The organism is Halobacillus yeomjeoni, from assembly GCF_020171525.1.
Lineage (GTDB): Bacteria > Bacillota > Bacilli > Bacillales > Halobacillaceae > Halobacillus > Halobacillus yeomjeoni.
Window position 1 is genome coordinate 341,868 of record NZ_JAIVAI010000002.1, and the last position, 12,500, is coordinate 354,367.

Annotated in this window: 11 protein-coding genes; 1 reads left to right on the top strand and 10 read right to left on the bottom strand. The window is 45.7% G+C overall.

What is annotated here, in order from left to right:
• Positions 1–101: 101 nt before the first annotated feature.
• From LCL89_RS09835 to LCL89_RS09865, 7 genes are all read right to left on the bottom strand, one after another.
• Positions 102–1,250, bottom strand: a complete 1,149-nt coding sequence (locus LCL89_RS09835; RefSeq protein WP_224809952.1) for a CamS family sex pheromone protein — start codon at positions 1,248–1,250, stop codon at positions 102–104.
• A 15-nt stretch (positions 1,251–1,265) separates the two neighbouring features.
• Positions 1,266–3,269, bottom strand: coding sequence for an NAD-dependent DNA ligase LigA (gene ligA, locus LCL89_RS09840; RefSeq protein ID WP_224809953.1), 2,004 nt, complete (start codon positions 3,267–3,269; stop codon positions 1,266–1,268).
• 15 nt (positions 3,270–3,284) lie between these two features.
• Positions 3,285–5,519, bottom strand: a complete 2,235-nt coding sequence (gene pcrA, locus LCL89_RS09845) for a DNA helicase PcrA (protein ID WP_224809954.1) — start codon at positions 5,517–5,519, stop codon at positions 3,285–3,287.
• A gap of 12 nt (positions 5,520–5,531) precedes the next feature.
• A complete protein-coding gene (locus tag LCL89_RS09850; protein WP_224809955.1) occupies positions 5,532–6,227 on the bottom strand; it encodes a heptaprenylglyceryl phosphate synthase in 696 nt (231 codons plus the stop codon).
• Between the two features lie 251 nt (positions 6,228–6,478).
• Positions 6,479–6,934, bottom strand: coding sequence for a GNAT family N-acetyltransferase (locus LCL89_RS09855; RefSeq protein WP_224809956.1), 456 nt, complete (start codon positions 6,932–6,934; stop codon positions 6,479–6,481).
• 202 nt (positions 6,935–7,136) lie between these two features.
• Positions 7,137–7,484, bottom strand: coding sequence for a DUF4260 domain-containing protein (locus LCL89_RS09860; protein WP_224809957.1), 348 nt, complete (start codon positions 7,482–7,484; stop codon positions 7,137–7,139).
• 147 nt (positions 7,485–7,631) lie between these two features.
• Positions 7,632–8,465, bottom strand: coding sequence for an STAS domain-containing protein (locus LCL89_RS09865; RefSeq protein WP_224809958.1), 834 nt, complete (start codon positions 8,463–8,465; stop codon positions 7,632–7,634).
• A 469-nt stretch (positions 8,466–8,934) separates the two neighbouring features.
• On the opposite strand from LCL89_RS09865, the gene LCL89_RS09870 reads away from it, so the two are divergent.
• Positions 8,935–9,885, top strand: coding sequence for a glycerophosphodiester phosphodiesterase (locus LCL89_RS09870; protein ID WP_318245615.1), 951 nt, complete (start codon positions 8,935–8,937; stop codon positions 9,883–9,885).
• Between the two features lie 140 nt (positions 9,886–10,025).
• Here the strand turns inward: LCL89_RS09870 and LCL89_RS09875 are convergent, their stop codons facing one another.
• From LCL89_RS09875 to LCL89_RS09885, 3 genes are all read right to left on the bottom strand, one after another.
• Positions 10,026–10,463: a GNAT family N-acetyltransferase gene (locus tag LCL89_RS09875; protein WP_224809959.1), complete on the bottom strand. Its 438-nt coding sequence runs from the start codon at positions 10,461–10,463 to the stop codon at positions 10,026–10,028.
• Between the two features lie 84 nt (positions 10,464–10,547).
• Positions 10,548–11,588 carry a serine hydrolase domain-containing protein gene (locus tag LCL89_RS09880; protein ID WP_224809960.1) on the bottom strand — a complete coding sequence of 347 codons (1,041 nt, stop codon included), beginning with the start codon at positions 11,586–11,588 and terminating at the stop codon, positions 10,548–10,550.
• A 94-nt stretch (positions 11,589–11,682) separates the two neighbouring features.
• Positions 11,683–12,453 (bottom strand): GNAT family N-acetyltransferase, encoded by a 771-nt coding sequence (locus tag LCL89_RS09885; RefSeq protein ID WP_224809961.1) that lies wholly within the window; start codon positions 12,451–12,453, stop codon positions 11,683–11,685.
• Positions 12,454–12,500 lie beyond the last annotated feature (47 nt).

Genomic DNA, 12,500 nt, shown 5'->3' on the forward strand with positions numbered 1-12,500 from the left:
GGCTCAGCGCCGCCCGCGGAAAGCGGACCATTTCCACCGTCTTCACCTTCACATAAAAGCATAAAAAAGCCATGCGGGAATTTCCCACATGGCCTTCTATCTTATTCATAAATATGAACGAACGGTTCTTTCTTGCCCGCTTTCTTGACGATCAGACTCTCCTGTCTGTCCATACTGTTGATTTTCACTTCGACGGTGTAGTGTTCAGGGAACATTTCCACCACCAGGCTGTAAACGTACTGCGTGAATCCAATCACTTCCGACTGCGACCGGAATTCGATCGGAATGTCGATCGAAACTTTCTGCAGGTCGTCATTGATATAGAATCCATTCGCAATCATGCCTACGAAGTTCGGGAAATATTCCGTTACTTCTTTCCGGAAATCGGAGAAGATTTGGTAGTCATCGAAATAATTTTCTTTCCCTTCCTTCGATGGGAACAAGACGTACTTTTCATCGATCTTCTTCCAATCTTTGATTTTCAGATCCGAGCCTTTGACGTAAGCCTTGGCGAGGAAGTTCCCCGGCACTTTGGAGCTTGCCTCTTCCTCTTCGAAAATCGCAAAGACGATCGGTACGTCATTCAGTTCCTTCCGTTCACGAAGGCGTTTGAGAATCTCCCCTGCGTACTGCTGCCCTTTTTTCATAAGCTCTGCAGTGGAATGGTTCTCTTCATAGTCACGGCCTTCTGCACGGAAGTTATAGACCGTACGAAGCGAGATTCCGATTGTAACCCCTTCGACTTCGACGACGTTTTCATCTTTTTTCACAAGATAGTTCTGTTCGATGATGTTGGAGATGTACTTCGGATGCTTCCGGAAGTCCTCTTCTTTCGCTTCATCTTCATTCAATTCTGGGTTCAACCCTTCTTCGTTGCGGTCTTCATCATAACGGGACAACCAGCTCAACAGCGTGTCGTCCGTTAAAAATTGTCCCGGCTGGAAGAAGTATTTTTCCGGATCGAAGTATTCTTTCGAATGCCTGCGCAGGCCGCTCTCAAATTCAGCGATATCCATCCGGTTGCCCATCTGGTTCGTCGTGACGGACCGGGCTTTGGAGACTTTCGGGCTGTCCTCGGTGAGGATCATCCGGTAGTTTTCCTCAGACATGCTGTAGTTCGGGACGATGGCGGTCTGGTTGCTGTTCTTGTCTTTCGTTTCCTGGATGACTTCTTCTCTGTTGTCAAAAACCGGCGTACACGCTCCTAATATGAGTAAAGAGCTTAGCAACAGTGCGTGCAGCTTCCTCATGGTTCCTTCCACTCCCTAGTTGGATAAAGCGTTCATGAATTGTTCTTCATCCCATATTTCAATGCCCAGTTCTTCGGCTTTCTTGTACTTGGAACCTGCGTCTTCGCCGGCAATCAAAAGGTCCGTCTTTTTACTGACGCTTCCGGTCACGTTGCCGCCGAGTTCCTGTACGATTTTCTTCGCCTCTGAACGGCTGTATTGTTCCATTTTCCCTGTCAAAACGATCGTCTTATCGGCGAATGGAGAATCAACCGGCTGGTCGTCTTTCTTCTTGCCTTTGTACTCCATGTTGAGGCCGAGCTTCCGCAGTTCATCCAGCAGTTCGATGACCTGGGGTTTCGCGAAGTAACGGGCGATGGAGTCGGCCATTTTCTCCCCGATCTCAGGCACTTGTTCCAGTGTTTCGGTGTCCGCTTTCTGAAGACGTTCCATCGTTTCGAATTCAATGGCGAGCGTCTGTGCGGCTTTCGCGCCTACAAAACGGATGCCGAGTCCGAACAACAGCTTCTCCAGAGACTTCTCTTTGGACGCTTCGATGGCGTTCAGCAGGTTCTCGACGGATTTTTCACCCATACGCTCAAGCTTCAGCAGTTCTTCACGGTCGAGCTTGTACAAGTCTGCGATATTGTGAATCAAGTTTTCACTGAACAATTGGGCGATCACTTTTTCCCCGAGCCCTTCGATGTCCATCGCGTTTCTTGATACGAAGTGGATCAAGCCTTCGCGTAATTGCGCCGGACAGTTCGGATTGATACACCGCAGTGCCACTTCTTCTTCAAGGCGGATGAGCTGACTTTCGCATTCCGGACATTTCTCCGGCATATAATACGGTTCTTCATCACCTGTCCGGTGTTCGGTCAGGACACGGACGACTTCTGGAATGATATCGCCGGCTTTTTTGATGACGACGGTATCGCCGATGCGGATGTCTTTCTCGCGGATCAAGTCTTCATTGTGAAGCGACGCGCGCTGCACAGTCGTTCCGGCGACTTTCACCGGATCGAGAATGGCAGTCGGGGTGACCGCTCCGGTCCTTCCGACGCTCAGCTCGATGTCACGCAGCTGTGTGACCGCTTCTTCGGCAGGAAACTTGTACGCTGTGGCCCAGCGCGGACTTTTCGCCGTGAAACCCAGCGTTCGCTGTTGATCAAGACGATCGACTTTGATGACGATGCCGTCGATTTCATAATCGAGATCCGGACGGCGCTCGACCCAGCTGTGGACGTATTCGATGACTTCTTCGATGTCCTTGCAACGTTTCCACTCCGGGTTCGTCTTCAGACCAAGCTCTTTCAATGTCTCCAAATGTTCACTATGAGACTCGGCCGGGTCATCTTCCCACAGACCGACGCCGTACGTGAAAATGTCGAGGTTCCGGCTGGCGGCGATTTTCGGATCGAGCTGGCGCAGCGATCCTGCCGCTGCGTTCCGAGGGTTCGCGAACGGTTCTTCCTCCTTCGCTTCCCGCGCTTCGTTCAATTTGATGAACGACGGCTTCGGCATATACGCTTCCCCGCGCACTTCGATCGTCTCCGGCTTCTTCAGCCGCAACGGGATGTTACGGATCGTACGCAGGTTTTTTGTGATGTCCTCACCGACTGTTCCATCACCACGGGTCGCTCCGCGGACGAATACGCCGTCTTCATAGCGCAGGGATACGGCGAGGCCGTCGATCTTCAGCTCGCACACGTAGCTGACATCTTCATCGGTACCGTTGCGTACACGGCGGTCGAAATCGCGGAGTTCCTGATCATCGAATGCATTCCCGAGACTGAGCATCGGGATGTCATGTTCGACTTTTTCAAAAGCATCAAGAGGTTTGCCGCCGACCCTCTGGGAAGGGGAATCCGGCGTCTGCAGGTCCGGAAACTCCTCCTCAAGGTCGATCAGCTCACGCAGTTTCTGATCATATTCATAGTCGGACACACTCGGAGCGTCCAACGTGTAGTATTCATAGCCGTATTGTTCGAGTTCTTTTTTCAGCGCTTCGATTCGTTGCTGTGCTTCCGCTCTGTTCATTGGCTTTTCACTTCCTTACGCTTTCGTAATCGGAGCAAAACGGGCGAGCAGACGCTTGATGCCCATGGATGGGAAGGCGATGTCGAGTTCCATCGCATCACCCTCACCCTGCACCTTGACGACTGTCCCTTCGCCCCACTTCTTGTGGACCGCTTTGTCCCCGGGCTGCCAGCCGATTTTCTCGCCGCCGGTCGATGGTTTCGGCTCCATCTTCTTCGCGGCGCGTTTCTTCGGCTGCTGCTTCTGGTTCGGGAACGCGGTGTTCTGCGGCTTCTTCTTATTGAAGAAAGGCAGTTCCTCTTTTTCCTCTTTCCCTTCGACCAGGTCATCCGGGATTTCGTTGATGAAGCGGCTTTCCGGGTTCATGTTCGTGCGTCCGTACAGCGTACGCATTTTCGCGTTGGTCAAAAACAGCTGCTTTTCGGCACGGGTGATGCCGACATACGCAAGACGGCGCTCTTCTTCCATCTCTTCCTCATCCTGCAGCGCACGGCTGTGCGGGAAGACGCTCTCCTCCATACCGATCAGGAAGACGACCGGGAACTCAAGACCTTTGGCGGAGTGCAGCGTCATCAACGTCACTGTATCGTCATTACTAGGGTCTTCATTCATCGAATCGATATCCGCAATCAGGGCAAGATCGGTCAAAAAGGCGATCAATGTTTTATCTTCGCTGTTCTCTTCGAAGTTTTTCGTTACGGATTTGAATTCTTCGATGTTCTCGAGACGGCTCTGTGCTTCGATGCTTTTCTCGTTCATAAGCATCTCTTCGTAGCCGGTTTTATCGATGACTTCCTGGACCATGTCGGTCGCAGATAAGAACTCCTGCTGCTCGGTCCAGTTCTGGATCATTTTACGGAACGACATGATCGATTTTGACGCTTTCGCACTGACACCCACAAAATCGACTTCCGCTGCCGCTTCATATAAGGAAATGTCATGATCGGCTGCATAAGCCATCATCTTATCCATGCTCGTCTTACCGACGCCACGCTTCGGTTCGTTGACGACACGCTGGAAGCTGAGATCGTCGTTCGGGTTGGCGATCAGACGCAGGTACGCAAGCATATCTTTTATTTCTTTACGGTCGTAGAACTTCGTGCCACCGATCATCTGATAAGGGACGCCCGCTTTGACGAACGTTTCCTCGATCGTACGGGACTGGGCGTTCGTACGGTAAAGAATCGCAATATCTTCATATTTGAAGCGCCCCTGACGGACAAGCTCTTCAATTTTTTCCGTTACAAAAAGACCTTCTTCGCGTTCCGTGCCCGCCTTGTGGTAGTGGATCTTCTCTCCACCGGCATTATCGGTCCACAGGCGCTTCGGCTTACGGCCGCTGTTGTTGTCGATGACGTTGTTGGCGGCATTCAAAATCAGTTCTGTAGAACGATAGTTTTGTTCAAGCAGAATCGTGCGTGCTTTCGGGTAGTCACTTTCGAAGTTCAGGATGTTCTGGATGTCCGCTCCGCGCCATGCGTAGATGGACTGGTCCGAGTCACCGACGACACACAGGTTCTGATAACGGCTCGCCAGGTGTTTGACGAGCTGGTACTGTGCGTGGTTCGTATCCTGATACTCATCGACGTGAATGTATTGGAAACGGCGCTGATAGTACTCGAGCACTTCCGGCACCTGATCGAACAGAGATAACGTCTGCATGATCAAGTCATCGAAGTCGAGTGACTGGTTTTTGCGCAGTTTCTTCTGGTAGCCTTTATAAATTTTCGCGATTTGCTCTTCGTGCATGTTGCCCGCCTGCTTCTCGTAATCTTCAGCGGTCATCAGTTCGTTCTTCGAATTACTGATCGCACCGAGCATCGCCCGCGGATCCCACTTTTTCGGATCGAGGTTGAATTCTTTCAGTACCTGCTTGATGACTGAAAGCTGGTCACTGGAATCCAGTATCGAGAAGTTGCGGTCGTAGCCGATCCGGTCGATGTCGCGTCGCAAAATACGCACACACATCGAGTGGAACGTCGACATCCAGATTTTTTCCCCGTCTTTGCCGACGAGTGATTCGACACGATCTTTCATTTCGCGTGCCGCTTTATTGGTAAACGTAATCGCCAGGATGTTTCTCGGGGATACGTCTTTTTCGCTCAGTAAATAAGCAATGCGGTGGGTCAAGACACGCGTCTTCCCACTTCCTGCACCGGCCATGATCAATAGCGGTCCTTCGGTATGGGTCACTGCATTTCGTTGTTGTTCATTCAAGCCTTTGATCAAAGCATTCATCGCTTGTGTCATGGTACACCATCCTTAGTCCATTTTTGATTCTTTCGCTGCCCGGACCGTTTCCAGGGCAGCGTCGATTCTTTCATAAATGATATTTCCAACGACGATGACATCCGCAAAGCGGCTCATCTCTTCGGCTTCAGCCGCAGAACGGATGCCACCTCCGTAAACGAGTGTCGTCTGTTGAAGTTCTTCGGAGATCCGTTCAACGAGCTCCGGGCTCCCGTACGTCCCACTATATTCTAAGTAAAAAACGGGCAGTTGAAACATATGCTCCGCCATCCGGGCATACGCAAGTACGTCCTCTTCATCCGGAAGGGCACAGTTCGTATGTTGAAAAACTTTCGCTTCAGGATTCAACACACAGTAGCCTTCGGTGAGCACCGTATCCCAGTCCATCACATCGCCATACTCTCTCACGGCATGATGCTGGGCATCGAGCATCCACTTTTTCTCACGGCTGTTCAACACGAGCGGTATCAAATAGCCGTCAAAACCTGGCGCGATCGCTTCGATGTCCGAAATCTCCAGCAGGACAGGAACGTCATATTCCTGGATGCGTTCCAGCAGATCGAGGACATTTTCAAATGTGATGCCGTCAGTCCCGCCGACGATGATGGCATCCGTCCCTGAGGTGCAGATTAGTCTTAAGTTGTCGTCTGACAGATGCTTATTGGGATCGACCTTGAAGATGTGATCCCACTCGTTGAACTTTTCCATGTCCGTCCTCCAAAAAAAACAGATATCCATTCACTCATTATAGCAAACTTTGCTGTGTGGATTGAATGGATAAGGGGGAGAAAAAGTGAGGATTGTATGAATGGGCGATGGCGGAAGAAATTAATTGATTCGTAATGAAATCGGGTGGGGATCAATTCGCTTGCAGGCTTCAAGGAGTACAAATAAAGAAAGAGCAGCACTCTCATTTGTGATTTCACACAATACAAGAGCGCCGCCCATCTGTCTATGTATTACTGGTTAATATATTTAACTACAGCCATTTCTTTACCAAACCTGTCTCCATTGTCCACAAACCCTAAACTGGAGTAAAGCTTATGTGCACCTGGATTCATCGGGTGATAGCCTACTACAATTTTCTCCGCATTCCGCATCTTTTCTATTTCTAAAATCATTAATTTCGTTGCTGCTCTTCCTATCCCCTTGCCTTGGAATTCTTTATCAACCATTATTCTGTATACCCAGTGACCATCAAGTTCCTCTTTCACCGTATTGTACATTAAGAAACCCACTACTCTGTCTTCGAAATATATGGCATAAGGTTTCAATGTAGGCACGAACTTTGATTGAGCTATTGAAACTGCGTTTGATTCCATATACCCTTCTTGTTCTGAGGTTAATTCCAATTCACAACATTCATACCAATTTTCTTCATTCAGTTCTACAAGTTTCACGTTTTCTACATTCATGAATGTTCCCCCTTCCAATATTCAGGAATACGCTGCACAACTTCGTCAATTCGATGTGATTGCCATTAATCTTTCACGTTGACCTGCTTATTGCTTAAGCTGGCATCCCTTTCTCATAATATCACAGGAAAAAAAGTTCATGCCCTTCAATTGTGCTCTCAGGAAGAGTCTCTAACCTTGTTTCTACATGAACATATCGGGTCTAAACTTTTTGTAAGTGTGTATCTTTAAAATTACTCGGATACTTCAACCCATACCCGATTGCCCGATCCATCCCTATATGTGCAGTCCAAATAATACTTAATGCCAACAGTAAGTCCTGTTGTAAAATGACACTTGGAATGATGACTACTAACGGAATGAAATACGTATGTCCCACATTATAAATCACTGCACCTATTGAATTGTTAATCACGTAACCCAACATAGATACATCAGGAAGAAGGAAACAAAGGAAGAATAACCACCAAGTTACATCCGTTTGGGCGTAAAAATAAACAGAAGTAAGGAACACGAACAACCCTTCAATATGTAACAACAATTTCGTCATCAAAACCCCCCTCATAAAACAAAAGCAATCCAACCATATAACAGAGGAACGGTCCTTTCATTTGTGGAACCGTCCCTCCGTTTTTTCAATTGAATGATCAGATTCAAGCTATTTTTTTATGGAACTTAGAATGTATCCTCTTTTACACTAATCCACTTGAGGAAGGAAATATTTGCTCAACGCCTGTTGCAGAGTAGCTAAGGTTTCGGTCTGATCATTGAATGCAAACCCGGCATTCAATACCTCTCGAACGATTTCTTTCCTTAACCCGGTAATGACCGTTTTACAGCCCATCATACTTAAACCATCCATGCTCTTCTTCAATTCAATGATTGATTCCCGGTCCATTGTTGCGACTCCGGACAAATCCAGAATCAACGTTGATATCCTTAATTCTGAAGCCTTGGTCAGTACTTTTTCTTCCAGGATTTCTGCGCGGCTCGTATCGATGGTGCCAATTAGAGGGAGCACGAAAATGGAGTCATTGATAGGGATGATTGGTACAGAGAGGTTTTCAACCATTTGCTGCTGAGCCTTGATCAATGCATCTTTATAGGTGGAATAACGGATGAAAAATGTATTCAGAAAGTCATCAACTCGATTATTGATTTCCGTTTCCAGCTTGAAGAAATCCTCCATGCCACTATTCCCGTCCTCCTTATAATATTTCTCAATAAATATCCACAGGGTTCTGCGTATAGAGTGAACCCACTCCAACTTAAAGGATAGATCTATGGAGTGAGTAGCCCATGCCACCCCTTCTTGTTCAGCGAATTTCTTCAAAGATTCGTCTTCCCCATCAATGATATACATCACTAAGGTATGCGCATTGTTTACAAGGTCGATGTTTCCCACCCGCAAGATCTCATTAATCTTGTCTTTGACATTCACCGCCTCAGATAAAAGAGCTTGTTCAAAGGGCTTACTATTTTCCTTAAAGAAATACTTGAACTTCGTGGAATACCCGTAAGACTGTTCCAAAGGTCCTGCCCCTTTCTCGTATTGTAATCACTATTTTTCGTAAAGGTTAAAAATCAACATTAGTAGATTGCCGGTCGGTGTGTAGAGATCATTTTCCACCTTCAATGGTGAGACCGTAATCTCTTTTGTAATAAATTCTACAAAAAGGGAAATTTCCCTACTAGATTTGTAAATATTGATAGGTTATGTAGAAATGAAAAACCGTTTTTTCATTCTATTTCGATACACAACACACGTTAATTTTCCTGAACGACCCTGGATTACTCCGTTCAATATACCTACCCAGTAAAAAATGATCCCTCCGTTGAACTTTTTTTGTTTCTTATTACAAATGTTAAGGCAGCCTTTCATTTTATAATCCTCGTGTTAACATTTGGTTAAAGTTGGGTGAATGGTCTACAAAATCAATCACTCTCCCATTACTATTGTTGTGGGTTAAACAGAAATCTACCAAAGGAGGACATTACAAATGAAAAAATTTCTTAAAAAAGCCACCTTGTTTGCCGTTGCTTTGAGTGTGGTAATAGCTCCAGCAACCACCCTGGCAGCAAACAAAGATAAGGACCCGACAATGAATGATGAACGTTTTTTAGTGATTGGACATAGAGGTGTCAGTGGATTAGCCCCTGAACATACGATTCCCGCTTATGACCGTGTCAAAGAAGAAAAAGGAGACTATATCGAAGTGGACATCCAGATGACCAAGGATGGGAAACTTGTAGCGCTGCACGATACGACCCTCGATCGAACAACGAACGGGACTGGTGAAGTACGTGACCACACCCTTGAAGAAATCAAACAGCTCGATGCAGGCTCATGGTTCAATGAAGCTTACCCAGAGAAGGCAGACGAATCCTACGAAGGTCTGGAAGTCCCGACGCTTGAAGAAGTCTTCCAACGTTACGGAAAAGACACCAAGTATTATATTGAAACGAAATCTCCGGATGTCTATCCAGGCATGGAAGAGAAACTTCTTGAACTATTGGAGAAATACAACCTTGACGGTGCAAACGAGCGCTCCAGCAAAGTGATCATCCAATCCTTCAGTCAGGAAAGCCTACTCAAAGTGCACGAGATGGACCCGGATCTTCCTCTTGTGCAGCTGCTTTGGTATGAACCAGGTGAAAATGGCAAATACGAGGAATATAGCGGGGTCACCCCTTCTCCATCTGACGTAACATCAGAGGACTTGGAAGAGATCGATCGTTATGCAGTCGGCATTGGCATGAATTACCGCTATGATGGAGAACTTTTTTACGATGAGGATTTCATTGAGGAAGCCAGAGAACTGGACTTGCTTGTCCACCCTTACACTGTGAACTCAAAATCAGATATGGATCTGCTTCTTGATTGGGGAGTTACGGGGATGTTCACGAACTACGCCGGAAAGCTTCATGATGTCACTCATGACGATAACTAAAGGATAAGACTATCAAAGCTACATTTATATGTTTTTAGAAACCTACTATTATAAGCGTCTGATCCCGTTAAGGGGCAGACGCTTATAATGTTTATTTAATAAAAGACGATGAGTTGGAGCCAGCACGTTTCACCTTTATCTCATTCCAGTGTTTTTTTAAATACATAACTTACCTGGTCAAAGTCCATTTTCTCAGTGTAAAAACGGTGGGCATCTGTACGATTTAACCCGGATGACAAAGCCACACTTTCAAAACCTGCCTCCTTTGCCCAATCATTCACATAAGAAAGCAATTTTTCACCGAACCCCTTTGAGCGATGTTTCTGACTGGTAACCAGATCACAAACCCACACAAACCTTCCATAGTAGAGAGTAGTCATGGGCTTTATACCAGTGACTGCTACGATTTCTTCTCCATTCATTAATGCAAACATTCTATATCGATCTATTTCTTTCGCTTCGAAAACTAATTCCAAGTATGTATCTTCATCTAAATGCGTTCGTAACTCTTTCATTACGGGAAATGCTTTTCGGATTTCATCTTTGGAATTTAGTTCTTTTACTGTCTGATCATCCATACAATCTCCTGCCTCCTCCAAATACTGCGCTAAGAAAAATGGACCTGTGTAACAGCTGTAAGATATTCTATCAAACTTAACCGCCTATCGATTTTCTTCTTTTTCACATGCTAAACACTGCATAACAGTATCACCGAATGATCGGACATCAGCTAAATAGTCATAACCTTCTGGAGAACCAAAGCTATTGAACATTCGAACAGCGACGATGTCTTCGTCGGGAATTACAAGTAAGGTCGCGTTTGTAAATCCAAGGATTTGGTAGGACCCTTCAGGAACTTGTTGACCTATCTCTGTTTTTTCTGCAGGTAAATGTTTGACGAACCACAAAAAACCATTCTGTGGCAAGTCTTTGTGAAGTGTGGGTGGACTTTGGAGGGAAGTGGCTAAATCAATGATTTCAGCGGGAACAATCTGTCTTCCATTTATTTTTCCTCTTTTTAAATGGAGGTATCCCCAATAAGCTAACTCCCTCGTTGACACATACATATTCATTTTATCGCCTTCCGTGCTATCGCTCGTCCTCCAATCTTCATCACCTTCATAACGCAGCATCACATCAACGAGATGTTTGTTTTTCTTTGAATACCAATTGGATTCTTTAAATCCTAGAGGGATAAAAACATTCTCATGGATAATCTCTGAAACTGTCATATTTGTCGTTCGTTTAACAATCTGAGTCAGCACATCAATCCCTATTTGTTTATAAGACCAGCTTGAGCCAGGAACAAAATCCCGTACGTCTCGATCGCTCTCTTGTTTTAATCCATGTGTATGAGTAAGCAGATGTCTTATCGTCGTATCTTTCCAGATCGTTTCTTCAAGTTCAGGCAGATAGGTCAAAACGCAATCATCGATGTCGTTGATGTACCCATAAAATACCGCATAAGCAACTGCAAAGCCGATATAACTTTTTCTTACTGAAGCTACATGAAATTGAGTATCAGCTTGAACTAATCTAGATTCTTCTTCATCTGCCTGTCTCCCTATGTACTTTTCTAACACGACTGAATCATTGTGAATGACCAGAGTGGATGCCCCTGAGCAGACTACATGATTAAAAGTCCTGTTAACGTGGTCTAATATGGGAGAGAAGCTTCTTTTATCGTTCTTATTAAGGACCATGATCGGACTACCTTTCAACTTTGATTATGTACCTGTCCCCTCACTTTTGCGAGTGTCCGATAGACGCTTATTTTACATGAAAACATCCCTGCCTCTAATAAAAAATAGAATACTCAACCGGATCTCTGAAACCCAACTTCTCCGCCAACCTCACCGATGATGGATTGGATATATCGCAGTCCCATCGAATAGTCATATTTTTTTCTAAGCTATGTAAAATGAACGCATGGGCAGCTATGCTCGCGAAGCCCCTGCCTCTATATTCTTGAGCGGTCGCAATATCAATCTCAGCATAACCATTCGAACAGAAAATCGACGTGCATTCACTCACTACTTCCCCGTTATGTAAAATGCAGTATCCGAATCCATTTCTCAAAAAGTTTGCCACATTCCCCCAGTATTCTTCGTAATAGTCCTCCGTAAATTCCGCACTCTTTTTGATCAGTTTGGGAGTGATCGATTCTATGACATAGTCTTTTGGTAGTTCTCGAACATTTGCGTTTATGGTTCCACCGCTTAACTCATAACTGTATCGCTGCATTTGTTTCACTTCATCACCAAGCGTTTTACGAAGTGTCCTAACCCACTCTTTTGAAAAACTGAATAAAGTGAACCTCCGTTGATCAGACTTCCTTGTTTTATACAGCTTTACAAGCTCGTCATTAAAAGACGTGTTTTGTGCGCTGCCTCCGACAAAATAGATTCCATTATGCGTTTCTACAAAGATGGTGGTCCGGGAACTGTTATAGGTATAAACTTTTCCTCCAATCGATCCATCCAATACAGCGTCAACGAAGGTGGGCACCGTCATCTTTTCTCTTTGTATAAACTCTTTAATTTCACCATGATGTTCATATTCTTTCATCACGCACACCTTTCTTCCGTCCAAGGAAGGTTCACATATGCAAACTA

Bases quoted from the DNA above. Each gene is read 5' to 3' on its own strand.
- LCL89_RS09855 (WP_224809956.1), bottom strand. From the start codon at position 6,934: ATGAATGTAGAAAACGTGAAACTTGTAGAACTGAATGAAGAAAATTGG.
- pcrA (WP_224809954.1), bottom strand. From the start codon at position 5,519: ATGACACAAGCGATGAATGCTTTGATCAAAGGCTTGAATGAACAACAA.
- ligA (WP_224809953.1), bottom strand. From the start codon at position 3,269: ATGAACAGAGCGGAAGCACAGCAACGAATCGAAGCGCTGAAAAAAGAA.
- LCL89_RS09850 (WP_224809955.1), bottom strand. From the start codon at position 6,227: ATGGAAAAGTTCAACGAGTGGGATCACATCTTCAAGGTCGATCCCAAT.
- LCL89_RS09860 (WP_224809957.1), bottom strand. From the start codon at position 7,484: ATGACGAAATTGTTGTTACATATTGAAGGGTTGTTCGTGTTCCTTACT.
- LCL89_RS09875 (WP_224809959.1), bottom strand. From the start codon at position 10,463: ATGGATGATCAGACAGTAAAAGAACTAAATTCCAAAGATGAAATCCGA.
- LCL89_RS09835 (WP_224809952.1), bottom strand. From the start codon at position 1,250: ATGAGGAAGCTGCACGCACTGTTGCTAAGCTCTTTACTCATATTAGGA.
- LCL89_RS09880 (WP_224809960.1), bottom strand. From the start codon at position 11,588: ATGGTCCTTAATAAGAACGATAAAAGAAGCTTCTCTCCCATATTAGAC.
- LCL89_RS09870 (WP_318245615.1), top strand. From the start codon at position 8,935: ATGAAAAAATTTCTTAAAAAAGCCACCTTGTTTGCCGTTGCTTTGAGT.
- LCL89_RS09885 (WP_224809961.1), bottom strand. From the start codon at position 12,453: ATGAAAGAATATGAACATCATGGTGAAATTAAAGAGTTTATACAAAGA.